Genomic DNA, 25433 nt, shown 5'->3' with positions numbered 1-25433 from the left:
CGGAAAACCCCGTCCGTCCCAGGGCGGGGTTTTTTCGTGTACGCCACGAGCGGCGCCCGGTTGTCCACAGGCTGCCGGGCCCGCACTGACACGACCCGGTGGACCCGGGATACTGGTCGCGTGCTCAGGGTGGGATTGACCGGTGGCATCGGCGCCGGCAAAAGTGCCGTCTCGCAACGGCTGCAGCAGCTCGGCGCGGTCATCATCGATGCCGACCGCCTGGCCCGGGAGGTCGTGGCGGCCGGGACCGACGGGCTGGCAGAGGTCGTCGACGCCCTGGGGCCCGAGGTGCTCGGCGCCGACGGCGAGCTCGACCGGCCCGCGCTTGCCGCGCGCGTCTTCGGCGACGAAGCTGCCCGCCGCCGGCTCGAGGGCGTCATCCACCCCCGCGTACGCGCCCGCACCGCTGAGCTCGCCGCCGCGGCGCCGCCCGACGCGATCGTGGTCAACGACGTGCCGCTGCTCGTCGAGGTCGGGCTCGTCCCGACGTACCACCTGGTGATCGTCGTCGACGCGGCCCCCGAGGTGCGGACCGCCCGGCTCGTCACGACGCGGGGGATGACCGAGGCCGAGGCCGCCGCCCGGATCGCCGCCCAGGTCGACGACGCCGACCGGCGCGCCGCCGCCGACGTGGTCATCGACAACAACGCCGGGCTCGACGAGCTGACAAGCCGGGTGACGGGGCTGTGGCGGGAGCGGCTCCTGCCGTACGAGGAGAATCTGCGGCTGCGCCGGCGTGCGCCTTCCGAGACGCGGCTGCGCGTCGTACCCCCGGATCCGACCTGGCCGCGGCAGGCCGGCCGGCTGATCGCCCGGATCAACCATGCCGTACGCCCCCAGCTCGGCCGCGACGCGGACGTGTGGCACATCGGTTCCACGGCCGTTCCAGGGCTCCCGGCCAAGGACGTGATCGACCTGATGCTCGCCGTCCCGACGCTGGAGCAGGCCGACAAGCTCGCCGATGCGCTCGCCGGCGCCGGCCTGCCGCAGCGGGAGGGCGAGTGGTTCGACAATGCCCGCGGCATGCCGGGCAGGACCTGGCCCAAGCGGTTGCACGGTAGCGCGGACCCGGGCCGCTCCGTCCACCTTCATGTCCGGGTGACCGGCTCGCCCGGCTGGCGCTTCGCCCTCCTGATGCGCGACCACCTGCGCGCCGTCCCCGAGGCGCGCGACGGTTACGCGGCGGCCAAGGAGCGATGGGCGTCCGCTCATGCCGAGGTGGAGAGCTACGCAGAAGCGAAAGAGCCCTGGTTCGACGAGGAAGCCGTGGCAGCGCACCAGTGGGCCGAGGAGACCGGCTGGCAGCCGCCACCCGCGGACAGGGCCTGAGACAGTAAGGGGCGCTCGCGGCGGCCGGTCGGCGCTGCTCGCGCCACCTCTCGAGATGCGCTCTCCGGCAGTGCGCCGGGGCTGCAGTCTCCGTCCCGGGCGTGGCGCCTTGTGGTGGCGCCGGGTCGTCCGGGAGGCCGCCGCGAGCGGCCTACCCGGTCAGGGTAGAGGGGACCGGGAAGACCGGACAATGCCTGGTGGCGAGGCGAATGTGCACCCAGCGAACACCCGCTCGACCGAGCCCGCCGAAACTTGTCACACCCCCGACGTACGGTTGTCCCCATGGCGCTCGACATCCCACGACTCGACGGCACCTTCAAGGTCGTCAGCGAATTCCAGCCGGCCGGTGACCAGCCCACGGCCATCGCCGAGCTGGAGCGCCGGGTGCGCCGCGGCGACCGCAGCACCGTTCTTCTCGGCGCCACCGGCACCGGCAAGAGCGCGACCACCGCGTGGCTGATCGAGAAGCTGCAGCGGCCGGCGCTCGTGCTCGCCCCCAACAAGACTCTGTGCGCGCAGCTCGCCAAGGAGTTCCGCGAGCTCATGCCGCACAACGCCGTCGAATACTTCGTCAGCTACTACGACTACTACCAGCCTGAGGCGTACATCGCGCAGACCGACACCTACATCGAGAAGGACTCGTCGGTCAACGAGGAGGTCGAGCGGCTGCGTCACTCGGCGACGATGTCGCTGCTCACCCGCCGCGACGTGGTCGTGGTCGCCACCGTCTCGGCGATCTACGGCCTGGGCACGCCGCAGGAATACCTCGACCGCGCGGTCAAGGTGAAGGTGGGCCAGGAGCTCGACCGCGACAAGCTGCTCCGCCGCCTGGTCGACATCCAGTACTCGCGCAACGACATGGCGTTCCAGCGGGGCACGTTCCGGGTCCGGGGCGACACGCTGGAGATCATCCCGGCGTACGAGGAACTGGCCGTGCGCATCGAGCTGTTCGGTGACGAGATCGAGAAGCTCTACTACCTGCACCCGCTCACCGGCGAGATCGTCCGCGAGGTGGACCAGCTGGTGATCTTCCCGGCGACACACTACGCGGCCGGCCCGGAGCGCATGGAGCGCGCCATCCGCGACATCGAGGCGGAGCTCGCCGAGCGCCTCGCGGAGCTGGAGCGGCAGGGCAAGCTGCTCGAGGCCCAGCGCCTGCGCATGCGCACGACCTACGACATCGAGATGATGCGCCAGGTCGGTTTCTGCAACGGCATCGAGAACTACTCGATGCACATGGACGGCCGGTCGTACGGTGACCCGGCGTACACCCTGCTCGACTACTTCCCCGACGACTTCGTCACCGTCATCGACGAGTCGCACGTGACGATCCCGCAGATCGGCGGCATGTACGAGGGCGACGCCTCCCGCAAGCGCATCCTCATCGAGCACGGCTTCCGCCTGCCCAGCGCCGCCGACAACCGGCCGCTGCGCTTCGACGAGTTCCTCGAGCGTGTGGGCCAGATGGTGTTCCTCTCCGCGACCCCCGGCCCGTGGGAGCTCCAGCAGTCCGGCGGCGAGTACGTGGAACAGGTCATCCGTCCGACCGGCCTGGTCGACCCCCAGGTCGTGGTGAAGCCCACCAAGGGCCAGATCGACGACCTCATGCACGAGATCAAGGAACGCACCGACCGTGACGAGCGGGTTCTGGTCACCACCCTCACCAAGAAGATGGCCGAGGACCTGACCGACTACCTGCTCGAGAACGGCATCCGGGTCCGCTACCTGCACTCCGAGGTCGACACGCTGCGCCGCGTCGAGCTGCTCAAGGAGCTGCGCAAGGGCGACTACGACGTCCTCGTCGGCATCAACCTGCTCCGCGAGGGCCTCGACCTGCCCGAGGTGTCGCTGGTGGCGATCCTCGACGCGGACAAGGAAGGCTTCCTGCGCAGCGGCCGCTCCCTGATCCAGACGATCGGCCGCGCGGCCCGCAACGTCTCCGGCGAAGTCCACATGTACGCCGACAAGATGACCCCCTCGATGCGCGACGCCATCGAGGAGACCGACCGCCGCCGCGCCAAGCAGATCGCCCACAACGAGGCCAACGGCATCAGCCCGGAGCCCCTGCGCAAGAAGATCCACGACATCCTCGACGACATCTACCGCGAAGCCGAGGACACCGACACGGCCATCGGTGGCCACGGTCCCGGCGGCCACGTGGTCGGCGGCGCCGGCCGGCAGATGTCCCGCGGCAAGGGCCCGGTCCCGGAGACCCGTTCCAAGGCCCGCGGCGCGTCCGCCCCGGCCCGTGAGGGCATGGCCCGTGCGGAACTGGCCCAGCTCATCCAGGACCTCAACGACCAGATGCTGGCCGCGGCCCGCGAGCTGCAGTTCGAGCTGGCCGCCCGCATCCGCGACGAGGTCTCCGAACTCAAGAAGGAGCTTCGAGGAATGGACGTCGCCGGCGTGAAGTGAGGAAGCTGCCAACGCCCCGTGGGGCCGGGGCCGGCCGCCAGGCGTTGCGCCGGCGACCTCGGTGAGTCTCGGGGCGGCTGGGTGTGCCGCGCGGCACCGGGATCTGGGACGCGGGGCGGGCCGATTCTCACTACGCTGGCCGCGTGTCGACAGCTGATGCCCTGACGTGGATCGTCGCGCCGCTTGCGGTGGAGGGGGAGCTGCTCCGGCTTGCCGAGAGGTGTCTCGCTGCGGACGGTGGCCTTCCGCTTTCCGCCGAGCCTGGGTTTGTCCGGCGTCGGTGGGTCGGTGACGCGGTGCTGAATGTGCAGGTGCGCACGGCGGATGGCGGGCTCGTCGCCGCTGGCGCGATCCGGCCCACCGACCCGAGCCGGTCTTCGCCGGTCGATCCGGTCGAGGTCGTGCCGGCGGACGGCGCGGCGCCCGTCGTGCTTGAGACGGCGCGACCTACTGACTCAGTAGGTGCAAGCTCGATCTCGGCGTCCCACGGCGCTCCGAGCGGTGTCTGGCGCGGTGGGGCGACGTTTGCGGGGTTGGTGGACCCGGAATTTCGGTCCCGAGGGCTCGGCGGTCGACTGCTGGACTGGGGACTGACCGAGGCGGCGCGGCTCGGCGGGGCCGTCACCGTCGAGACGGAGTCCTTGACCGCGCGGTCACGTCAGCTGTTCGCCGGGCGGGGACTGCGGCAGGTCTTCGCCGAGGATGTGCTGCGGTTCGATCTGGGTGCCCGGGGCGTACCGGAAGTGGCGTGGCCGAGTGGCACCACCGTTCGGGAATGGTCGGATGCTGACGCGGAGCGGTTCTTCCGGGTGTACGACGCGGCTTTCCGGGAGCGGCCCGGCTTCCCGGGGTGGAGTGCGGCTCAGTGGATCGCAGATGTGGTCGATGACGACGAGTTCCGGCCGGGGTGGTCGTTGCTGGCCTCCGTTCCGGGCCTGGGCGATGCGGGGTTCGTGACGGCGGCGGTCGGGTGGATCGTGCAGGTCGGCGTCGTTCCGGCCGCCCGGGGACGGGGGCTGGGTGCGGCTCTCGTGACGGAAGCGCTGCGTCGGATGCGGTCGAACGGCGCCGAGGAGGCCTGGCTTGACGTCAACGTCGACAATCCTGCCGCCGGGCTGTATCGACGGCTGGGCTTCGAGGACCGGGGACGACGAGCCCGATTCCAACTCGCCTGACAACGCAGCACGCGGAGGAACGACGAACTAGCCTCCTAGGACACCTTGCGGGGTGTGCAAGGTCCACCGTTTCGCTTCGCATAGCCGACGGCTTCGCTGCGAGGGGAGAGGCGTGACGTCGAGAGGTGCGACTTCAGAAGGTGGGACTTCGAGAGGTGGGACTTCGAGACGTGGGACGACGGAAGGCAGGCCGCCATCCGCGACACCTCAGCGAACTCAAGCGACAGCCAGCTCGCGAGGCCCCGCGTCGGCATTCTGAGGCGCCTCAGCCTGGGTGCCTGCAGGCCGGCGCGGACCGTACCGAGGAAGCAGAGCCGACCGGCCGGGCGGAGATGATCCTGCGGGCTCGCAGACAGCCAGCTAGCTGCTCTGACGCCGGTTCAGGCCCGATCATCACCTTCCCGCGAGAGACTGGACACGATTGTCCGGGCTGATGTGTCACACCGGCCCGCAATGCGACACAATGGCTAGCGTAGGAGGGGAGTATTCCTCTGCGCCGGTCTCGTCAACACGGTCTGCTCCCGTCAGGGAGAGCCCGGGGCCGGTGGTCTTCGCCCGTCGGGTGGAGGCGGAAGAGACCTCCGACAGTCGCACGTCGCCGAGCCGGACCCCCATTCCGGTACGGCGATGAACCGTGTCTGCCGGAGGTCCTCGTTGAACGTTTCCAGCTGGGTTTGGCTCGTCACTCTGGGCGCCCTCGTCGTCATGCTCGCGGTCGATCTGCTGATCGTCGGGCGGCGGCCGCACGAGCCCTCGATGCGGGAGGCCGGCGGCTGGGTTGCCTTCTACGTCGGGCTGGCACTGGCGTTCGGGGTGGGGTTGTGGGTCACCGCCGGGGGGACGCCTGCGGGGGAGTTCTTCACCGGGTGGCTCACCGAGTATTCGCTGAGCGTCGACAACCTGTTCGTTTTCATGATCATTATGGCGCGGTTCAACGTGCCTCGGCAGTTCCAGCAGAAGGTGCTGCTGATCGGGATCGTGCTGGCGCTGGTCATGCGGGGGGCGTTCATCGCCGCCGGGGCCGCGCTCATTCAGCAGTTCTCGTGGGTGTTCTACATCTTCGGTGTCTTCCTCGTGTACACCGCTGTCACGCTGCTGCGGGGCGGTGAGAACGACGACGAGGACTTCAAGGAGAACATCCTGATCCGCTGGGCCAAGCGGGTCTTCCCGCTGTCCAGCTCCTTCGACAGCGGGAAGATGACCGTGGTGACCGACACCGGGCGGCGGTTGTTCACCCCGCTGCTCATCGTGATGATCGCCATCGGGACCACCGACCTGATCTTCGCGCTCGACTCGATTCCCGCGATCTTCGGGATCACCAAGGAGCCGTACCTGGTCTTCACGGCGAACGTCTTCGCGCTGATGGGGTTGCGGCAGCTCTACTTCCTGCTCGGCGGGCTGCTGGAGCGGCTGGTCTACCTCAACATCGGGCTCGCGTTCGTGCTGGCCTTCATCGGGGTGAAGCTGTTCCTCGAGGCGCTGCACACCAACTCGCTGGGTTTCATCAACGGCGGCGAGGGCGTGCACTGGGCGCCGGAGATCCCGATCTGGCTGTCGCTGCTGGTCATCATCGGGACGCTCGGGGTCGCCACGGCTGCCAGCCTGGCCAAGTCGTCCCGCGACCAGAAGAAGGAACTGCTCAAAACCTGATGCGGGTACGGTGCTCAGCACCGTACCCGCATCGGTTTTACTGCTGGTGCTTGCGCCGTGCCGCAGCCCGGCCGCGGGTCTGCTGGTCGAGCACGACCTTGCGGATCCGCACCGCGGCGGGGGTGACCTCGACGCACTCGTCCTCGCGGCAGAACTCGAGGGCCTGCTCCAGCGACAGCTTGCGCGGCGGGATCAGCTTCTCCGTCTCGTCGGCGGTCGACGAGCGCATGTTGGTGAGCTTCTTCTCCTTGGTGATGTTGACGTCCATGTCGTCCTGGCGGCTGTTCTCGCCGACGATCATGCCCTCGTACACCTCGGTGGTGGGCTCCACGAAGAGCTGGCCGCGCTCCTGCAGGTTGGTCATGGCGAACGCGGTGACCACGCCGGCGCGGTCGGCCACCAGCGAGCCGTTCTGGCGCGTGCGCAGCTCGCCGAACCACGGCTCGTAGTCCTCGAACAGGTGGTGCATGATGCCGGTGCCGCGGGTCTCCGTCAGGAACTCCGTACGGAATCCGATGAGGCCGCGGGCGGGGACCAGCCATTCCATGCGCAGCCAGCCGGTGCCGTGGTTGATCAGCTCTTCCATCCGGCCCTTGCGGGTGGAGAGCAGCTGCGTGATCGCGCCCATGTACTCGTCGGGGGCGTCGATGGTGAGCCGCTCGACCGGCTCGTGCAGCTTGCCGTCGATGGTCTTGGTGACCACCTGCGGCTTGCCGACGGTCAGCTCGTAGGACTCCCGCCGCATCTGCTCGACGAGGATGGCGAGGGCCAGCTCACCACGGCCCTGGACCTCCCAGGCGTCCGGGCGCTCGGTGGGGAGCACGCGCAGCGACACGTTGCCGACCAGCTCCTTGTCGAGCCGGTCCTTGACCATGCGGGCCGTCACCTTGCCGCCCTTGACCTTGCCGACCAGCGGGGACGTGTTGGTGCCGATGACCATCGAGATGGCCGGCTCGTCGACCTGGATCAGCGGCAGCGGCTTCGGGTTCTCCGCGTCGGCGAGCGTCTCACCGATCATGATGTCCGCGATGCCGGCGACCGCCATGATGTCGCCGGGGCCGGCGCTCTCGGCGGGCTTGCGCTCCAGGCCCTCGGTGATCAGCAGCTCGGAGATCCGTACGTTGCTGATCGTGCCGTCGGTCTTGCACCAGGCGACGGTCTGGCCCTTGCGGATCGTGCCCTCGTGCACGCGGCAGAGCGCGAGACGCCCGAGGAACGGCGAGGCGTCGAGGTTGACGACGTGCGCCTGCAGCGGCGCGCCTTCGGTGTACGTCGGGGCCGGGATGGTGTCGAGGATCGTGCTGAACAGGACCTCGAGGTCGGTGCTGTCCTCCGGGACGGTGCCGTCCTTGGGCTGGGTCAGCGAGGCGATGCCGTCGCGCGCGCAGGCGTAGACGATCGGGAACTCGATCTGGTGCTCGTCGGCGTCGAGGTCGAGGAAGAGCTCGTACGTCTCGTCGACGACCTCCTTGATCCGGGCGTCCGGGCGGTCCACCTTGTTGATCACCAGGATGATCGGCAGCTTGGCGTGCAGCGCCTTGCGGAGCACGAAGCGGGTCTGCGGGAGCGGGCCCTCGGAGGCGTCGACGAGCAGCACGACGCCGTCGACCATGGTGAGGCCGCGCTCGACCTCGCCGCCGAAGTCGGCGTGGCCGGGGGTGTCGATGATGTTGATGGTGACGGGCTCGCCGTCGGCGGGGCGGTAGCTGATCGCCGTGTTCTTGGCGAGGATCGTGATGCCCTTCTCCCGCTCCAGGTCCATGGAGTCCATGACGCGGTCGGCCATCTCGCCCCGCGCGTGGGACTGGCTCCCCTGGCGCAGCATGGCGTCGACCAGGGTGGTTTTGCCATGGTCGACGTGGGCGATGATGGCGACGTTGCGTAGGTCGGTGCGGGTCTGCATACCCCCATTGTCCTTGGTCTCGGTTGCCGTCCGGCCCCGGGGCTTCCTCCCGTGGAACCGGTTGCGGGTGTCGTCCCGTACGTCCGGTTTGCCGGGCAGCGGCGCCTTGCCGGCGCTGTTAGCGTTCGGGGTCCGAACGGGGCGACGGGGAGGACCTGAACGATGAAACGGCTGGCCGCTGGGCTTGTGGCGCTGCTCGTGGCGGCCGGCTGCGGCCTCGGAGGCGGCGGATCCGACCCGGAGCCGATCACGGCGGCCCCGGCGGCGGTGGCGCCCTCCGACGAGGTGACCGAGGAGCCGGTTCCGCAGGAGTCGACCCCGCCGTCGAAGGCCCCGGTGTCGCCGAAGTCCAAGCCGAAGCCGAAGAAGCCGAAGAAGCCGAAGCCGACGAAGACCGAGGACCCGAACAACTTCCAGATGCCCGCCTGCGCCACCAAGGAGGGCAAGGCGGTCTCCAAGGCCAAGGCGAAGGCGGCGCTCACCGCGGCGGCCGGCAGGACGTACTGGCCGGGGACGGCGCCGCAGTTGAAGGTGCCGAAGCGGCTCGTGCTGGCCACCGCCTGGCATGAGAGCGGGTGGACTTCCAACTACGTCAACTGCGACGGCGGGCGCGGGCTGATGCAGGTGATGCCCGACACGGAGGCGTTCATCAACCAGCGGTTCGAGAAGGCGTACGACAGCCACGACTACCGCGAGAACGCGACCCTCGGCGCGAACTACCTGGCGTGGCTGACGTATGCGTTCGGGCACGCGTACTTTCACGACAACTTCGACCTGAGCGCCGGGAAGTGCCGGAACCACAGCAGCATGTGCCTGCTCAACATGGTCATCTCCGGCTACAACGTGGGTCGCGGTGCGGTGGATGACGCGTACGCGGACAAGAAGCTGCCCAACCCCGCGTACGTGGACAGCGTCCGCTCGCTGCTGAAGTCGTGCTACTGCGACAGGTACTGAGCCGGTCGAAGGCTTCCTCGAGAGCCGAGATACACTGGCGGGTGGAACCCGAGGCTGCGCCCCCGCATGCGCGTTTTGACCGACGAACGAGCGCGGTAGTAAAGTCTCGGGGTTGTCGTGCGTTGATGATGCTGGCGAGCTCCTGACTTAGGCCCGTGCAGCACACACTAAGGAGCTTTTGCGCAATGCCGCCCAAGAAGAAGACCCATGAGGTGACCCTCGCGCTTGAGGCGGGTAACGCCGCGATGGTGGACCTCGGCAAGATGCTCGGCCCCACCGGCGCCAACATGCGTGCCGTCAAGGTCGAGTACGACGAGGCGACCGCGAAGAACCGTGGCGAGATCATCCCGGTCATCGTCTCGGTCTTCGAGGACCGCAGCCACCAGCTCACCTACAAGACGCCGCCGACGAGCTTCCTGATCCGCAAGGCTCTGGGCATCCAGTCGGGCGCGTCGAACCCGCTGACGCAGACGGTGGGCACGCTCAGCGGCGACCAGATCAAGTCGATCGCCGAGCGCAAGCTCCCCGACCTCAACGCCAACGACCTCGATGCCGCCATCAAGGTCGTGGCCGGCACGGCGCGGTCGATGGGCGTCAAGGTCGCCGAGTAGGTCACCGGCACTTCCCGCGGCGCGGTTCCCCTCACGGGGGCCGCGCCGCGGTGTTTCTCAGGACTTCCCGGCGATCACATCGTCGATCAGGCCGTAGTCCTTCGCCTCCTGGGCGTTGAGGACACGGCCCGCGGACAGGTCGTCCTCGATGCGGCTGCGGGTCTGCCCGGTCGTCTCGACCAGCCGCAGCACCAGCTCCTCCAGCTCCCGCAGGTGCTGCCCGGCCGCCGCCGCGACGGCGTCCGCCGTACCCGTGACTCCGGCCGCACGCGGCTCCACCAGCTTGAACCGGGCGTGCCGGTAGGCCGACCGCCGCTGGGCGGCGGCGAGGACGGCGAGCACGGCCCCGCCCGCCTCCGAGGTGACCACCGCGTGCACCGGGGCAGCCATCGCGTCGATCACGTCGGTGATCGCGTGAGCGGCGTTGAGGTCGCCGCCGTCGCAGGCCACGTGCAGCTGAACCGGCTCGGGGCCGGCCGCGTCGAGGGTGAGCAGGGCGGCGGCGATGCCGGTGGCGGCGTGGCTGTGCAGCGGGCCGCGGACCATGACGATGCGCTGGTCGAAGAGGCGTTCCTCCAGCCAGCCGGGGATCGTCGGACCCGCGCCGGCGCCGGGGAAGGACCACGGCTCGGGAACGGGCGGGTTGGGCTGCCAGCGCAGGTCCATCGGGGCCTCCGGAGCGCTCGAGGGTGTTCGGCGACCCTACGTCCGGGTTGTGTCCGTCCCGGCGTCTTTCAGCCCAGGGCTGACGCGCCTAGGGTGATTGTGACCCAGTGCACAACTGCAGGGAGTGGGCATGTCGGACACACTGCACCTCGATCCCGCGACCACGGCGATCGTGCTCATCGAGTACCAGAACGAGTTCACGTCCGACGGCGGGGTGCTGCACGGTGCCGTCGCTCCCGTGATGGAGAAGACCGGCATGCTGCCCAAGACGGTCGCGCTCGTCGAGGCCGCCCGCGCCGCCGGGGTGACGATCATGCACGCGCCGATCACGTTTGCCCCCGGGTACGGGGAGCTGTCGCGGCACCCGTACGGGATCCTCAAAGGAGTGGTGGACGGCAACGCCTTCGTCAAGGGCACCTGGGGCGCGGCGATCGTCGACGACCTGACCCCCGCGGAGGGCGACATCCTCATCGAGGGCAAGCGCGGCCTGGACACCTTCGCCAGCACGAACCTCGACTTCATCCTGCGCAGCCGCGGCATCGAGACGGTCATCCTCGCCGGCTTCCTGACGAACTGCTGTGTCGAGTCGACGATGCGCAGCGCCTACGAGAACGGCTACCGCGTGATCACCCTGACCGACTGCGTCGCGGCGACCTCGGCGGAGGAACACGACAACGCCATCGCGTACGACTATCCGATGTTCTCGTTGCCGATGGAGTCGCTGGAGGTCACCGCGGCGCTGCGGGAGTGACGGGCGCTACCAGCCGCGGGCGCGCCACTCACCCAGGTGCGGGCGCTCGGCGCCGAGCGTCGAGTCGTTGCCGTGCCCCGGGTAGAACCACGTGTCGTCGGGCAGCCGGTCGAAGAGCTTGTGCTCGACGTCGTCGATGAGCGAGGCGAACTTCTGCTTGTCGCCGCGGGTGGCGCCCACGCCGCCGGGGAAGAGGCTGTCGCCGGTGAACAGGTGCGCGATGCCGTCCGGCTCGCGGTAGAGCAGCACGATCGAGCCCGGGGTGTGCCCGACGACGTGGATCACCTCGAGGGTGCAGTCGCCGACCGCGATGGTGTCGCCGTCGCGGACGGTGTCGGTGACCACGGGGATCTCCGCGGCGTCGTCCGCGCCGGCGATCGAGCGGGCGCCGGTGGCGTTCACGACCTCGGCCAGGGCGCCGTGGTGGTCCCAGTGGCTGTGGGTGGTCACCACCGTCGCGAGGCCGCCGTCGCCGATCAGGTCCAGCAGGGTCTGCGCGTCGTTGGCGGCGTCGATCAGCAGCTGCGTGCCGTCCGACGCGCACCGCAGCAGGTAGGCGTTGTTGTCGCGCGGCCCGACCGACACCTTCGTGACGGTCAGGCCGTGCAGCTCGCGGACCGCGGGCGCCGAACCGCGGCTCACGTTTCCGGTGTAGGTCATCGTCACTTCCACTTCGGGGGAGTGGGGAGGGGGCCGTCCGGGGACACGGTCAGGTCGGCGCCGTCGGCCCGGCCCGCGAGCCAGGCCGCGATCGAGCGGGTGGGGCCGACGACCGCCGGGGTGGCGTCGGTCACCGCGCCGACGGTCAGCGGGTGGTCGAGGCCGTGCGGGCGCAGTACCAGCGCCGCCGCGTCCTCCTTGGCCCCGCCGACGATCTCGCGCAGCAGCCGCAACGCGAACCCGTCCGACCAGTCCTCGGGGGTGTAGCCGCGGCCCAGGTCGACGTGGTGGACCTCCACCTCGCGCAGCCGGGCCCACGGCACGAACGCCGCGGACCGGCCGGTCGAGGGCAGATGGAACGCCCACGCCTCGGCCGGCATCGCCGCGGCCGCGTCCGCGAACCGTTCGTGGGACTCCCGCAGGTCGGCGATCTGCTCGGCGAGCGGCCGGCCGCGGCCCGCCTCGATGCCCTCCTCGCGGGCGGTGGGCGTCGGGTACTGCGGCGTCTCCACGCCGGTGCGGGCCCAGGTCAGCAGGTTCGTGTGCGAGTCGGCGTTGCGCGCCACGTGGGTCAGCACGTGGCCGATCGTCCAGCCCGGCAGCAGCGACGGCGCGGACTCGGCGCCGGGTTCCAGCTCCTCGGCGGTACGGATCAGGCGTTCGGTCGCCTGCTCGACATCGGTCATCAGCACCAGCGGATCGATCGTCACCCACCCAACCTAGTGGGTGGCCCGGGACCGGACCGATCGGAAACTCGCTTTCCCGCCCGTGACGCCGACCGTACCGTCGTCGGCAGACGCGATCGCAGACCGCCGCCTTCCCACACACAAAGGGTTTTCCATGTCCGACCTGCCCGCGCTGGGCTGGGACGCGACGCTCGCGTCCGCCTATCGTCCCTTCGACCGCACCGACGCCCTCGCCGGCCGGGTGCTGCGCGCCGACCGTGGCGTCTGCACCGTGCTCGCCGCTGACGGCGTCCACCGTGCCAGTCTCGCCGGCAGCCTGCTGCTCGGCGCCGCCGCCGACCCCGCCAACCTGCCCTGCGCCGGGGACTGGGTGGTGCTGCGGCGCTGGCCGGACCGCCGTACCACCGTGGAGATCGTGTTGCCGCGGCGCACCGCGCTGATCAGGCGTACCGCGGACAAGGACTCCAGCGGCCAGGTGCTGGCCGCCAACATGGACACCGTCGCGGTCGTCGAGCCGATGCACCCGGAGCCCGACGACGCCCGGGTCGAACGGCTGCTGTCCCTCGCCTGGGAGTCCGGCGCGCAACCGGTCGTCGTGCTCTCCAAGAGCGACACCGCGCGAGATCCGCAGGCGGTCGCGCGCCAGCTCGCCGAGCTGGCCCCACAGGTACGGGTGCTGCCGGTCAGCGTGCGCCGCGGCACGGGGCTGGAGGAGTTGCGCGACCTCGTCACACCCGGGCGCACCCTCGCCCTGCTGGGCCGGTCCGGGGCGGGCAAATCCACGCTGGTCAACGCGCTGGCGGGCGCCGACGTCATGCCCGTGCAGGAGATCCGGCGGGCGGACGGCAAGGGACGGCACACCACCGCGTACCGGAACCTGGTCGTCATTCCCGGGGGTGGCGCCGTGCTCGACACGCCCGGCATCCGCGGGGTGGGCCTGCTGGAGACTGCCACGGGCCTCGACCGGGCCTTCGCCGACGTCGCCGACCTGGCGTCCCGATGCCGCTTCGGTGACTGTCATCACGACGGTGAGCCCGGGTGCGCCGTCGAAGCGGCGCTCGCCGACGGCACGCTGCTGCCACGGCGACTCGAGAGCTGGCGCAAACTGCACCGCGAGGTCGCCGTCGAGAGTGGCCGGCGGGCCGAACGGCTCGCCGGGGCGGCCGGCCCCGGGCGGCGCAGACCACGGCGGTGACCCCGCGCTCTGGCAGAATGCACCGGTGCCCGCGGTAGAGGAAATCGTCGCTGACCAGCCGGATCTTGCCGCTCCTGAGGCGTCCGGCGGCCGCGTGCGCCGCTACGGCCCGTGGGCGTTGCTGAGCTATCTGGCGCTCGGCGTGCTCGTCCTGCTGCAGCTCTGGCGCGACCCGTCCGGGCGGGTGCTCTCGGCCAACGACGATGACCACGGCTTCTTCCTGTTCGTGCTGGCGCACGGCGAACGGGTGCTGTTCCACGGCGAGAACCCGTTCTTCACCGACCGGCTGAACGTTCCCGACGGCGTCAACATCATGGCGAACACCACGGTGCTCGCGCTGAGCGTGCCGTTCGCGCCGGTGACCCACTTCCTCGGCGTGGGCGTCACGATGGTGCTGCTGCTCACACTCGGGCTCGCCGGCACGGCGGCGGCCTGGTGGTGGGTGCTTTCCCGGCATCTCGTACGCGGTCCGCTGGCGGCCTGGGTCGGCGGCCTCTGGTGCGGGTTCGCGCCCGCGATGGTGTCGCACGCCAACGGGCACATCAACTTCGTCTCGCAGTTCGTGGTGCCCTTCATCGTCCGGCAGGTGGTGCGGCTGCGCGAGCCCGGCCGGGTGCTGCGCGGCGGGGTGATCCTCGGGCTGCTCATCGTGCTGCAGGTCTTCATCAACGAGGAGACGCTGCTCTTCACCGCCATCACGATGTTCGTGGTCGTGGTGGCGTGGGCCTGTTCCGCCCGGCAGGCCGCGCTCGAGGCCGCGCGGCGGTTCGTGCTCGGGCTCGGCGTCGCGGCCGGCACCGCGCTGGTGCTGCTCGCGTACCCGCTGTGGGTGCAGTTCGCGGGGCCGCAGAGCTACAGCGGGCAGCCGTTCGAGCCGGGCAAGTTCGTGACGGATCTGCTGTCGCTGGGTGCGTACGCGCGTCAGTCGCTGGGTGGCAACGGGGTGGTGGCGCGGGCGCTGAGTCCGAGCCCGACCGAGGACAACGCGTTCTGGGGCGTACCGATGCTGGTGATGCTGGTCGTCGCCGGCCGGATGCTGTGGCACCACCTCGCCGCCCGCGCGGCGATGATCGCCGGGCTGGTACTGCTCGTCATGTCGCTGGGCCCGCAGCTGCGCGTCGCCGGGCACGACACCGGCGTCCCGCTGCCGTTCGCGTTGATCGCGCACGTGCCGGTCATCGACCTGATCAGCGTGACCCGGTTCGCCATGGTGCCCGCCACGATCATCGGCGTGCTGCTCGCGCTCGCGGCCGACCGGGCGGTGCTGCTGCCGTCGCGGCGGCGGATCGCTTTCTGGGTGGGGCTGGCGGTGGCGGTCGTGCCGGTGCTGCCCAAGCCGCTGCCGGTGATCGGGGCGCCGGTGACGCCGCCGTTCATCGCCCAGCGCATGTGGGAGCAGTACGTGCCCGAGGGCCGGACGCTGGTGACGGTGCCGGTGCCGGAGGTGACGACCGGGCGTACCGGAATGCGGTGGTTCGCCCTCTCAGGGCTGGACTATCGGATTCCGCGCGGCTACTTCATGGTTCCCGCGAACCCGCCGGCCAACCGCACCGGCTCCTGGAACGCGGCCCCCCGGCCCACCTCCGACCTGCTGCGCTGGGCGGGGGCGTACGGTCGGATGCCGGTGGTCACGGACGCCGACCGGCGTGCCGCGATCGACGACCTCACGTACTGGCGGGCCGCGGTGGTGGTGCTCGTACCCGACACCCCGCACCGCGACCTGCTGCAGAACCTCCTCACCGATCTGCTCGGCGCCGCCCCGCAGCAGGTCGGAGGGGTGCAGCTGTGGGTGATTCACCCGACGGGGTGATGGGAATTCCCGGTGTTTTCCCGGCGCTGTACTCGGGCGGTCCAAAAATGTCGTACCCCGCGGCTAGGGTGGCGGCGCCCATTGAACTGACGTAACGGAGTGGCTGGCTGTGGCCGACCGACTGATCATCCGCGGCGCGCGGGAGCACAACCTGCGCGACGTCAACCTCGACCTGCCTCGCGACGCCATGATCGTGTTCACCGGGCTGAGCGGCTCGGGCAAGTCCAGCCTCGCGTTCGACACGATCTTCGCCGAGGGGCAGCGGCGGTACGTGGAGTCGCTGTCGTCGTACGCCCGGCAGTTCCTCGGCCAGATGGACAAGCCGGACGTCGACTTCATCGAGGGCCTGTCGCCGGCCGTCTCCATCGACCAGAAGTCGACGTCTCGCAACCCCCGCTCGACCGTGGGCACGATCACCGAGGTCTACGACTACCTGCGCCTGCTCTTCGCGCGTACGGGTATCCCGCACTGCCCGGTCTGCGGTGAGCGGATCAGCAAGCAGAGCCCCCAGCAGATCGTCGACCGCGTCCTCACGATGCCCGAGGGCACCCGGTTCATGGTCCTCGCCCCGGTCGTGCGCGGGCGCAAGGGCGAGTACGTCGACCTCTTCGCCGAGTTGCAGTCGAAGGGCTACGCGCGCGCCCGCGTCGACGGCGTGGTCCACCCGCTCTCCGAGCCGCCCAAGCTGAAGAAGCAGGAGAAGCACACCATCGAGGTGGTGGTCGACCGGCTCAGCGTCAAGGCGAGCAGCAAGCAGCGGCTGACCGACTCGGTGGAGTCCGCGCTCGGGCTGGCCGGCGGCATCGTCCTGCTCGACTTCGTCGACCTGCCCGAGGACGACCCGGCCCGCGAGCGCCGCTTCTCCGAGCACCTGGCCTGCCCCAACGACCACCCGCTCGCGATCGAGGACCTCGAGCCGCGGGTCTTCTCCTTCAACGCCCCGTACGGCGCCTGCCCCGAGTGCAGCGGCCTGGGCACGAAGAAGGAGGTCGACCCGGAGCTGATCATCCCGGACGAGGAGCGCAGCATCCGCGAGGGCGCCATCCAGCCCTGGTCCGGCGGCTCGACCCTGGAGTACTTCCTGCGCCTGCTCGAGGCGCTGGCCAAGGCCGAGGGCTTCAGCGTCGACACCCCGTGGCGCGCGCTGCCCAGCCGCGCGCAGAAGACCATCCTCTACGGCTCCGAGGACCAGGTCCACGTCCGCTACCGCAACAAGTACGGCCGTGAGCGCTCCTACTACACCGGCTTCGAGGGCGTGGTGCAGTGGATCGAGCGCCGGCACAACGACACCGAGAGTGACTGGTCGCGCGACAAGTACGAGGGCTACATGCGCGACATCCCCTGCCCGACCTGCGGCGGCGCCCGGCTCAAGCCCGAGGTGCTGGCGGTCACGGTGGCGGGCAAGAGCATCGCGGAGGTCTGCAACCTGTCGGTGGGCGAGTGCGCCGAGCTGCTCGCCACCATCGAGCTCGACGACCGGCAGAAGATGATCGCCGAGCGGGTGCTCAAGGAGATCAACGCCCGGCTCCGCTTCCTGGTCGACGTAGGCCTCGACTACCTGTCGCTCGACCGCGGCGCCGGCACCCTCTCCGGCGGCGAGGCGCAGCGCATCCGGCTCGCCACCCAGATCGGCTCCGGCCTGGTCGGCGTGCTGTACGTGCTGGACGAGCCGTCGATCGGCCTGCACCAGCGGGACAACCACCGGTTGATCGAGACGCTGGTCCGCCTCAAGAACCTCGGCAACACGCTGATCGTGGTCGAGCACGACGAGGACACCATCCGCACCGCCGACTGGATCGTCGACATCGGCCCGGGTGCCGGCGAGCACGGCGGGCAGATCGTGCACAGCGGGTCGGTGAAGGGGCTGCTGGCCAACAAGCAGTCGCCGACGGGGGCGTACCTGTCGGGCCGCAAGAAGATCCCCACGCCGGCCACCCGCCGCCCGCAGACGCCGGGACGCGAGCTGGTCGTGCAGGGCGCGCGCGAGCACAACCTGCGCAACCTGACCGTGAACTTCCCGCTCGGGCAGTTCATCGCCGTGACCGGAGTCAGCGGCTCGGGCAAGTCCACGCTGGTCAACGACATTCTCTACACCGTGCTGGCCAACCAGATCAACGGCGCCCGGATGGTCCCCGGCCGGCACACCCGCATCACCGGCCTCGACCACGTCGACAAGGTCGTCGGCGTCGACCAGTCGCCGATCGGGCGCACCCCGCGCTCCAACCCGGCGACCTACACCGGCGTCTTCGACAACGTCCGCAAGCTCTTCGCCGAGACCACGGAGGCCAAGGTCCGGGGCTACGGCCCCGGCCGCTTCTCGTTCAACGTCAAGGGCGGCCGCTGCGAGAACTGCTCCGGCGACGGCACGATCAAGATCGAGATGAACTTCCTCCCGGACGTGTACGTGCCGTGCGAGGTCTGCAAGGGCGCGCGCTACAACCGGGAGACCCTCGAGGTCCACTACAAGGGCAAGACCATCTCCGAGGTGCTGGAGATGCCGATCGAGGAGGCCGCGGACTTCTTCCAGGCCATCCCGGCCATCCACCGCCACCTCAGGACCCTGGTCGACGTCGGCCTCGGCTACGTCCGCCTCGGCCAGCCCGCCCCGACCCTCTCCGGCGGCGAGGCGCAGCGCGTGAAGCTCGCCTCCGAGCTGCAGAAGCGCTCCACCGGCCGCACGGTGTACGTGCTCGACGAGCCGACCACCGGCCTGCACTTCGAGGACATCCGCAAGCTGCTGCTGGTGCTCAACGGCCTCGTCGACAAGGGCAACACGGTGATCACCATCGAGCACAACCTGGACGTCATCAAGACCGCCGACTGGCTGATCGACATGGGTCCGGAGGGCGGCAACAAGGGCGGCCTGGTCCTCGCCACCGGCACGCCCGAGGAGGTCGCCGAGGTGCCCGGCAGCCACACGGGCCACTTCCTGCGCCCGATGCTCGGCCTGACCGGCGAGCCGGCCGGGGCGGACGCAGCGGTCGAACGGGCCGCCAAGGCGAACGGGGCGGGCAAGCCTGCGGCCAAGCCGCGGACCACGCGGTCGCGGGCCAAGGCGGCCGTCTGACCGTTCCCGCTGGGGCGGGCGGCGGCTGAAGCGTCGACGAACGGGGGCGGGTCACCGGTTGGCCGCGGGGGATCACCCCGGTCGCCGGGACCCGCCGGCCGATTCGGCGTGGTTGCGGGCTTGTGGTGGGCGGGCCGCCGGGCCGTGAGGGTTGCCGCGGTCGGCTGGCCGGCGCTCGTCATGGGGTGCTGCGAGGCCTGTTGAGGCGCCGGCGCGGCTCCGGCGGGCTAACTGGGTCGAGGCCGTCGACCCGACGGGGGCGGGTTGCCGTGGGGCGGCCGCCGTGGGCGGGGCAGTTCGCCGGATTGGTTGAAGACACAGATAACTCACAGCTACGACGCTTTGGCCCGCTCCGTCCTGGGGAAACGGGACGAGTGTCGCGCTGTCGCCTGGATAAAAGGGTCTTTCCGGACTCATAATTTCCCGGCGCCCATGAACCACTCCGGTGGAGCACGCGTATATGGAAGCAATGCCGCGTGACCCAAGCGCGCGGATCAGCGGTTCTCGGAAGGGTTTGGCGAACAGATGACTGACGTGCAGACGAGTCCGGACGCCGGGACCACGGGCACCGGCGAGAAGGCCGCCACCGGCACGGTCGCCTCGCGGCGCGTCGTGCTCGTGGGGGCGGGTGCGCTCGGCGCCGGGTGCCTCCTCGCCGCCTGCGGTACGGACACCAGTGGCACCGGCACCACCGCCGGCGCCAACGGCGGCGACTTCAGCAACAACCCGGTCCCCGCCGGCAGCAAGGGCGCCAACGCGGGCGGCACCGGCTCGGACTCCGGTGACTCCTCCGGCGGTGGCGAGACGCTCGTGGCGGTCGCCGACGTCCCCGAGGGTGGCGGCATCATCAAGGGCGACTACGTCATCACCCAGCCCGAGAAGGGCACGTTCAAGGCGTTCAGCAAGGTGTGCACGCACCAGGGCTGCCCGGTGAACAAGGTCGACGGCGGCAACATCCTCTGCCCGTGCCACGGCAGCTCGTTCTCCATCACCGACGGCTCGCCGACGGCCGGCCCGGCGAAGAAGCCGCTGCCGGAGACCAAGGTCAAGGTGGACGGCGACAACATCGTCGCCGCGTGAGGTCGTGGGGCCGGCCCGTGGTGGCCGCCGCGGGCTCGTGACGCGCGGTCACACCCCTGCCGACACGGCCGGCCCCATCACACGTGTGATCTTCGCGGCGCGCGCCCTTCGTCGAGCGGCCGCCTTCCTGACGGGCTCGCGCGGCGCCTCGGTCCGACACCGGGCGCCCTGGCCGGGCCCGGCGTTGCGGGTGCTCTTTCCGGGTCCGGCGCCGCGGGTGCTCTTTCCGGGTCCGGCGTCGATCGCGGGTCGATGGGCGTTCTTTTCGAGCTGAGCGCCGATCGCGGGCCCCCGGGCGCTCTTTCCGGGCGCCGGCGCCGATCGCGGGTTTCCGGCCGGAGGCCCGACGCCGTGGCGGCGGCAACGGACCTCCGGTCGGGTAATCATGTCAGGGGTCGGGATTAGTGTTGAGCCCGTGCCTGACCCGTCCAGCTACCGGCCGGCGCCCGGGACCATTCCGGACGCTCCCGGTGTCTACCGCTTCCGCGACCCGACCGGCCGCGTCATCTACGTCGGCAAGGCGAAGAGCCTGCGCAACCGGCTGAACTCCTACTTCGCCGACACGTGGAGCCTGCACGCGCGCACCCAGCAGATGGTCACCACGGCGGCCGCTGTCGACTGGGTCACCGTCAGCAGCGAGGTGGAGGCGCTGCAGCTGGAGTTCTCCTGGATCAAGGAGTTCGACCCGCGGTTCAACGTCAAGTATCGCGACGACAAGTCGTACCCGTTCCTGGCCGTCACCCTCAACGAGGAGTACCCCCGGCTGCAGGTCATGCGGGGTGCCAAGCGCAAAGGGGTGCGCTACTTCGGGCCGTACAGTCATGCCTGGGCCATCCGTGAGACGCTCGACCTGCTGTTGCGAGTCTTCCCTGCGCGCACCTGCTCCGCGGGAGTCTTCAAGCGGGCGGGTCAGATCGGCCGCCCCTGTCTGCTCGGCTACATCGGCAAGTGCTCCGCGCCATGTGTGGGCTCCGTCACCGCCGAGGAACACCGGGCGATCGTCGACGACTTCTGCGACTTCATGGCCGGCCGCACCGACACGTTCGTCAAGCGGCTCGAGCGCGACATGCTCGACGCCTCCGAGCAGCTCGAGTTCGAGAAAGCCGCCCGGCTTCGCGACGACATCACCGCACTGCGCAAGGCCATGGAGAAGCAGACGGTCGTGCTCGGCGACGGCACCGACGCCGACGTCGTGGCCTTCGCCGAGGACCCGCTCGAGGCGGCGGTCCAGGTCTTCCACGTCCGCGACGGCCGCGTGCGCGGCCAGCGCGGCTGGGTCGTGGAGAAGGTCGAGGACCTGACGACCGGAGACCTCGTGCACCACTTCTGCAGCCAGGTGTACGGCGATGAGCACGGCGAAAGCGACGTCCCCCGCGAGCTCCTGGTGCCCGCCCTCCCGCCTGATGCCGCCGCGCTCGAGCACTGGTTGTCCGAGCACCGGGGCAGCAGGGTGACATTGCGCGTACCGCAGCGGGGCGACAAGCGCGCCCTCCTCGAGACCGTGGCGCGCAACGCAGGCGAATCCCTGGCCCGCCACAAGCTGCGCCGCGCCGGCGACCTGACGACCCGCAGCAAGGCCCTCGACGAGATCGCCGAGGCGCTGGGCATGGACACGGCCCCGCTGCGCATCGAATGCTTCGACGTCTCCCAGATCCAGGGCACCGACGTGGTGGCCAGCATGGTCGTCTTCGAGGACGGCCTGGCCCGCAAGAGCGAATACCGCCGCTTCGCGGTGCGCGGCAACCCGGACGGCAGCGGCACGGACGACCTGGCGGCGATGAGCGAGGTGATGCGGCGACGGTTCGCGCGCTACCGCGCCCAGGCCACCGAGGATGCCGCCGCAGCGGACGCGGCCGTGGCGCAAGCCGGCGCAGCGGCCGCGGGTGTAGCGCAAGCCGGCGGAGCGGGCGCGGGTGTGGCGCAAGCCGCCACAGCGGACGCGGCCTTTGCGGGAGCCGGTGCCGCGGCCGTAGCGGAAGCCGCCGTCTCGGCCGGGGCCGCGTCAGCCGCGGGGCTTGAGCCGGCGGGGTCCCTCCCGGGATCCGCTGTGGACGGCGGCTTCGGCGAAGAGGCCGCGGATGGCTCCGACCCGGCTGACGTCGGCGGCGGGCAGGACGCCGGGGAGCCGGTGACCAACGACCTGCCGGGCATCGATCCGCTCACGGGTCGGCCGCGCCGGTTCGCGTACCCGCCACAACTGGTCGTCGTCGACGGCGGCCAGCCGCAGGTGAACGCGGTCGCGGCGGTGCTGTCCGACCTGGGCATCACCGACGTGGCGCTGTGCGGGCTGGCGAAGCGGCTCGAGGAGGTCTGGCTGCCCGGCGAGGACTTCCCGGTGATCCTGCCCCGCACCTCCGAGGCCCTCTACCTGCTTCAGCGGGTGCGCGACGAGGCGCACCGGTTCGCGATCACGTTCCACCGCCAGCGGCGCTCGAAGCGGATGACGGCGTCCGCCCTGGACAACATCCCGGGCCTGGGGGAGACGCGGCGAAAGGCACTGCTGCGGCACTTCGGGTCCCTGAAGCGGCTGGGGCAGGCGAGCCCCGAGGAGATCACCGAGGTCCCCGGCATCGGACGGCGGACGGCCGAGGCCGTTCTCGCAGCACTGGCGGGCTCGGCCACGAAGGACGGCGCGGCGGAGGATCGAGCCGGCTCAGCCGCCGATGAGGACGGTGCTGCAGCCGCTGTGGATACCGCGGGAGCGAGCCCGGTTCCAGCGGGGGGCGCGGGCCGGACCAAGGCCGGCGCCAACCGGTCGCGGGTGGCACGGCCTCTGCCTCCACCGACCGGCTCAGAGAACGACGGTGATGCGGAAGGGGGCGGATTCGACCGGGGAAGTGCGGCCGATGAGCGTGTCCCTGGCGGCGCGCATGAACCCGGGTAGGCCTCCGCCGGTAGGGGCCGCGGTGAGTGCTCGCGGGTTCGGTTGGAGTGCGCCGGTAGCGGCTGGACGTTTCCACGGGGGTCCGGCAGGCGTGCGCCCGTAGCGGCCGGCAGGACCGGGCCGGGTGAGTGCTCGCAGGGTGGGTCGACCGGAGCCGGTAGCTGGAGGCGCGCGGCCCGGCGGAGCGGGTGAGTTCGTCGTGCGGGGGTGCCGGGCGGCTTGCGCAAAGGGGCGGTGACCGGGTGTGAGCTGCGAGAAGGGTGGAATACCGCCGACCGGGTGCGCTGTTGCGGCAGACGGGTGAATTCCGGCTGCCCGGGAGCACCCGGACGGCCGGATCGGGTAGCGGACATGGTGTCCGGCGGATTCCGGCGGCCCTGTCGGCCTAGGATGCAGTGTCCGCCCGGACGGGTGGGGCGGCTGTGCGGTGCAGGAGGAGTGCGTGACCGAGTCGATGCCGGAGTTCGCTCCGGAGCCGTCTCCCGACGAGGCCGGTACCGACCTCGTGGTGGTGACCGGGGTGTCCGGTGGTGGCCGCAGCACGGTCGCCCGCGCCCTGGAGAACGTCGGCTTCTATGTCGTCGACAATCTGCCTCAGGCGTTGATGCTCGACATGGCTCAGCTCGCGTTCGAGGCGGGGGGTGCTGCCCGGCGTACGGCGATGGTTCTGGACGTGCGGAGCCGGGCCTTCTCGACCGACCTGGCCGGGGCGGTCCGCGCGCTGAAGGAGCGGGGCTTCTCGCCGCGGGTCGTTTTCGTCGATGCCGACGACGAGGTGCTCATCCGGCGCTTCGAATCGGTACGCCGTTCGCACCCGCTGCAGGGTGACGGCCGCCTCGCGGACGGGATCGCGGCCGAGCGCAAGCTGCTCGAGGAGGCGCGCGAGCAGGCGGACGTCATCATCGACACCAGCCACCTCAACGTCAACCAGCTCCGGCGCCGGGTCGAGGAGCTGTTCGGCGGGGAGGATGCGCGCAAGCTGCGGATCACCGTGCTGTCGTTCGGCTTCAAGTACGGCCTGCCGCCCGACGCCGACTACGTGATGGACGCCCGGTTCCTGCCGAACCCGTTCTGGGTGCCGGAGCTGCGCGACCACACCGGGCTCGAGGAGGGCGTCAGCACGTACGTCCTCGGCCAGGAGGGCGCGAGCGACTTCGTGGGCACGTACGCGAACCTGATCGCGGCGACCGCGCCCGGGTTCGAGCGGGAGGGCAAGCGGTACCTTACGGTTGCGGTCGGCTGCACGGGTGGCAAGCATCGCAGTGTGGCGATCGCGGAGGAGTTGACCACCCGGCTGCGCGACATCCGGCTCTCCGCCCACTCATCGCACCGCGACCTGGGCCGGGAGTGACCGGGGAGGCCGCCGGACCGTCCCGGGACGCGAGCCGGCCCATCAAGGTCGTCGCCTTCGGGGGCGGGCATGGGCTGGCCGCGTCGCTGAAGGCCCTCCGGCGCTGCACGCCCGAGCTGGATCTCGACATCGCCGCGGTCGTCACGGTCGGCGACAACGGCGGGTCGAGCGGCCGCCTGCGCGCCGAACGGGACGCCCAGCTGCCGCCCGGCGACCTGCGCATGGCCCTGGCGGCGCTCGCCGACGACGAGCCCGCCCACCAGCTCATGGTCCGGCTCATGCAGCACCGCTTCGCCCCCGTGGGCAACCCGGACCGTCGCGCCGCGGGAACACGCCCGGAGCCCGGCGTTTCCGAACCCGAGCTCGTGGCAGAACCCGAAGACGCGGCGGCGGACCAGGTGGGTGCGCAAGGGAGGGCCGGAGCGGCCCCGGCGAAGGCGGGCTGGGGGAACGTCGACCGGCGGATCGCCTCCCTCGGCGGCAAGCACGACCCGCTGGCCGGGCACGCCGTCGGCAACCTGCTGCTGCTCGGCCTGATGGAGCTCATGCCCGACCCGGTCGAGGCCCTCGAGCACGCCGGCCGCATGGTCGGTGCCCGCGGGCGGGTGCTGCCCATGGCGTGTCATGCCGTCGGGATCGAGGCTGATGTCCGCGGCGCCGATCCGGGCCGGCCCGGCGAGGTGACCACGGTACGTGGCCAGCACGCGGTGGCCGTGGCCAGTGGGCATGTGGAGGCCGTGCGGATCGTGCCGTCGTCGCCGCCCGCCTGCCCGGCTGCCCTGGAGGCGATCCGGGATGCCGACTGGATGATCTTCGGGCCGGGGAGCTGGTACACCAGCGTGCTGCCGCATCTGATGGTGCCGGAGCTGGCCGCTGCGATCGTGGCGAGTCCGGCGCGGCGGCTGGTCACGTTGAACCTTGCCGCCGACAACGAGACGCTCGGGCTTTCCGTTGCCGATCATCTGGCTGCGCTGCACTGGTATCTGCCCGAGCTGCGCATCGACGTCGTGCTCGCCGACGCGAAGTGGGTCGGTGAGCCCGATCCGGTGCACCGGGCGGCTCAGGCGCTCGGGGCCCGCCTGGTCCTTGCCCCGTTGGCAGTTGCGGACGGCAGTCCCAAGCATGATCCTGAGTCGTTGGGCACTGCGTTGGTGCCGGTCCTCGGCTCCGATCGTTAAGCAACTGGCGATGGGCCAGCACGACACAGACCGCGGAACAAGAGCGCGAAAACAGCATGAGGTGACTT

General features: G+C 70.6%; 17 protein-coding genes and 1 pseudogene. 14 read left to right on the top strand and 4 right to left on the bottom strand.

Annotated features, from left to right (window positions below; all coding sequences use genetic code 11):
- The first annotated feature begins 120 nt into the window (after nucleotides 1–120).
- The 4 genes from coaE (at nucleotide 121) to AB0J80_RS07330 (ending at nucleotide 6569) form a co-directional block, all read left to right on the top strand.
- Nucleotides 121–1329: a dephospho-CoA kinase gene (coaE, locus tag AB0J80_RS07345; protein WP_364701403.1), complete on the top strand. Its 1209-nt coding sequence runs from the start codon at nucleotides 121–123 to the stop codon at nucleotides 1327–1329.
- 282 nt (nucleotides 1330–1611) lie between these two features.
- A complete protein-coding gene (gene uvrB, locus AB0J80_RS07340) occupies nucleotides 1612–3744 on the top strand; it encodes an excinuclease ABC subunit UvrB (protein WP_364701401.1) in 2133 nt (710 codons plus the stop codon).
- Nucleotides 3745–3827: 83 nt separating this feature from the next.
- Nucleotides 3828–4919, top strand: coding sequence for an N-acetyltransferase (locus tag AB0J80_RS07335; RefSeq protein WP_364701399.1), 1092 nt, complete (start codon nucleotides 3828–3830; stop codon nucleotides 4917–4919).
- A gap of 654 nt (nucleotides 4920–5573) precedes the next feature.
- Complete coding sequence (locus tag AB0J80_RS07330; RefSeq protein ID WP_364701397.1) at nucleotides 5574–6569, top strand: TerC family protein; 996 nt, start codon at nucleotides 5574–5576, stop codon at nucleotides 6567–6569.
- Nucleotides 6570–6606: 37 nt separating this feature from the next.
- Here AB0J80_RS07330 and typA read toward each other — a convergent pair whose 3' ends face one another.
- A complete protein-coding gene (gene typA / locus AB0J80_RS07325) occupies nucleotides 6607–8472 on the bottom strand; it encodes a translational GTPase TypA (protein ID WP_364701395.1) in 1866 nt (621 codons plus the stop codon).
- Nucleotides 8473–8634: 162 nt separating this feature from the next.
- Between typA and AB0J80_RS07320 the strand changes: the two genes are divergently transcribed.
- Both AB0J80_RS07320 and AB0J80_RS07315 read left to right on the top strand, forming a co-directional pair.
- Nucleotides 8635–9426: a lytic transglycosylase domain-containing protein gene (locus AB0J80_RS07320; protein ID WP_364701393.1), complete on the top strand. Its 792-nt coding sequence runs from the start codon at nucleotides 8635–8637 to the stop codon at nucleotides 9424–9426.
- A gap of 185 nt (nucleotides 9427–9611) precedes the next feature.
- Nucleotides 9612–10037 (top strand): 50S ribosomal protein L11, encoded by a 426-nt coding sequence (locus tag AB0J80_RS07315; protein WP_364701391.1) that lies wholly within the window; start codon nucleotides 9612–9614, stop codon nucleotides 10035–10037.
- A 57-nt stretch (nucleotides 10038–10094) separates the two neighbouring features.
- Here the strand turns inward: AB0J80_RS07315 and AB0J80_RS07310 are convergent, their stop codons facing one another.
- Nucleotides 10095–10703, bottom strand: coding sequence for an ATP-dependent Clp protease proteolytic subunit (locus tag AB0J80_RS07310; RefSeq protein ID WP_364701389.1), 609 nt, complete (start codon nucleotides 10701–10703; stop codon nucleotides 10095–10097).
- 130 nt (nucleotides 10704–10833) lie between these two features.
- Between AB0J80_RS07310 and AB0J80_RS07305 the strand changes: the two genes are divergently transcribed.
- Complete coding sequence (locus AB0J80_RS07305; RefSeq protein ID WP_364701387.1) at nucleotides 10834–11454, top strand: cysteine hydrolase; 621 nt, start codon at nucleotides 10834–10836, stop codon at nucleotides 11452–11454.
- 6 nt (nucleotides 11455–11460) lie between these two features.
- On the opposite strand, the gene AB0J80_RS07300 is transcribed toward AB0J80_RS07305, so the two are convergent.
- Nucleotides 11461–12114 (bottom strand): MBL fold metallo-hydrolase, encoded by a 654-nt coding sequence (locus tag AB0J80_RS07300; RefSeq protein WP_364701385.1) that lies wholly within the window; start codon nucleotides 12112–12114, stop codon nucleotides 11461–11463.
- A gap of 2 nt (nucleotides 12115–12116) precedes the next feature.
- Nucleotides 12117–12824 carry a maleylpyruvate isomerase family mycothiol-dependent enzyme gene (locus tag AB0J80_RS07295; protein ID WP_364701383.1) on the bottom strand — a complete coding sequence of 236 codons (708 nt, stop codon included), beginning with the start codon at nucleotides 12822–12824 and terminating at the stop codon, nucleotides 12117–12119.
- Between the two features lie 130 nt (nucleotides 12825–12954).
- On the opposite strand from AB0J80_RS07295, the gene rsgA reads away from it, so the two are divergent.
- The 7 genes and pseudogenes from rsgA (at nucleotide 12955) to AB0J80_RS07260 (ending at nucleotide 25365) form a co-directional block, all read left to right on the top strand.
- The gene (rsgA, locus tag AB0J80_RS07290) at nucleotides 12955–13995 is read left to right on the top strand and encodes a ribosome small subunit-dependent GTPase A (RefSeq protein WP_364701381.1); all 1041 of its coding nucleotides are present in this window, start codon (nucleotides 12955–12957) and stop codon (nucleotides 13993–13995) included.
- Nucleotides 13996–14020: 25 nt separating this feature from the next.
- Nucleotides 14021–15805 (top strand): hypothetical protein, encoded by a 1785-nt coding sequence (locus AB0J80_RS07285; protein WP_364701379.1) that lies wholly within the window; start codon nucleotides 14021–14023, stop codon nucleotides 15803–15805.
- Nucleotides 15806–15914: 109 nt separating this feature from the next.
- Complete coding sequence (gene uvrA / locus AB0J80_RS07280; protein ID WP_364701377.1) at nucleotides 15915–18872, top strand: excinuclease ABC subunit UvrA; 2958 nt, start codon at nucleotides 15915–15917, stop codon at nucleotides 18870–18872.
- A 525-nt stretch (nucleotides 18873–19397) separates the two neighbouring features.
- Nucleotides 19398–19952 carry a Rieske (2Fe-2S) protein gene (locus AB0J80_RS07275; RefSeq protein WP_364701375.1) on the top strand — a complete coding sequence of 185 codons (555 nt, stop codon included), beginning with the start codon at nucleotides 19398–19400 and terminating at the stop codon, nucleotides 19950–19952.
- Nucleotides 19953–20367: 415 nt separating this feature from the next.
- A pseudogene (uvrC, locus tag AB0J80_RS07270) lies at nucleotides 20368–22560 on the top strand (excinuclease ABC subunit UvrC); the annotation flags it as partial.
- 730 nt (nucleotides 22561–23290) lie between these two features.
- The gene (gene rapZ / locus AB0J80_RS07265; protein ID WP_364702591.1) at nucleotides 23291–24187 is read left to right on the top strand and encodes an RNase adapter RapZ; all 897 of its coding nucleotides are present in this window, start codon (nucleotides 23291–23293) and stop codon (nucleotides 24185–24187) included.
- Complete coding sequence (locus AB0J80_RS07260; RefSeq protein WP_364701373.1) at nucleotides 24184–25365, top strand: 2-phospho-L-lactate transferase CofD family protein; 1182 nt, start codon at nucleotides 24184–24186, stop codon at nucleotides 25363–25365. The genes rapZ and AB0J80_RS07260 overlap by 4 nt, the downstream gene beginning before the upstream one ends.
- Nucleotides 25366–25433 lie beyond the last annotated feature (68 nt).

This window comes from Actinoplanes sp. NPDC049548, from assembly GCF_040676695.1.
Taxonomy (GTDB): Bacteria; Actinomycetota; Actinomycetes; order Mycobacteriales; family Micromonosporaceae; genus Actinoplanes.
Note: the sequence above shows the minus strand (reverse complement) of the source record. Positions and strands in the feature narration are given on the sequence as shown.

Bases quoted from the DNA above. Each gene is read 5' to 3' on its own strand.
- uvrB (WP_364701401.1), top strand. From the start codon at position 1,612: ATGGCGCTCGACATCCCACGACTCGACGGCACCTTCAAGGTCGTCAGC.
- typA (WP_364701395.1), bottom strand. From the start codon at position 8,472: ATGCAGACCCGCACCGACCTACGCAACGTCGCCATCATCGCCCACGTC.
- AB0J80_RS07320 (WP_364701393.1), top strand. From the start codon at position 8,635: ATGAAACGGCTGGCCGCTGGGCTTGTGGCGCTGCTCGTGGCGGCCGGC.
- AB0J80_RS07315 (WP_364701391.1), top strand. From the start codon at position 9,612: ATGCCGCCCAAGAAGAAGACCCATGAGGTGACCCTCGCGCTTGAGGCG.
- AB0J80_RS07310 (WP_364701389.1), bottom strand. From the start codon at position 10,703: ATGGACCTGCGCTGGCAGCCCAACCCGCCCGTTCCCGAGCCGTGGTCC.
- AB0J80_RS07305 (WP_364701387.1), top strand. From the start codon at position 10,834: ATGTCGGACACACTGCACCTCGATCCCGCGACCACGGCGATCGTGCTC.
- AB0J80_RS07300 (WP_364701385.1), bottom strand. From the start codon at position 12,114: ATGACCTACACCGGAAACGTGAGCCGCGGTTCGGCGCCCGCGGTCCGC.
- rsgA (WP_364701381.1), top strand. From the start codon at position 12,955: ATGTCCGACCTGCCCGCGCTGGGCTGGGACGCGACGCTCGCGTCCGCC.
- AB0J80_RS07275 (WP_364701375.1), top strand. From the start codon at position 19,398: ATGACTGACGTGCAGACGAGTCCGGACGCCGGGACCACGGGCACCGGC.
- rapZ (WP_364702591.1), top strand. From the start codon at position 23,291: ATGCCGGAGTTCGCTCCGGAGCCGTCTCCCGACGAGGCCGGTACCGAC.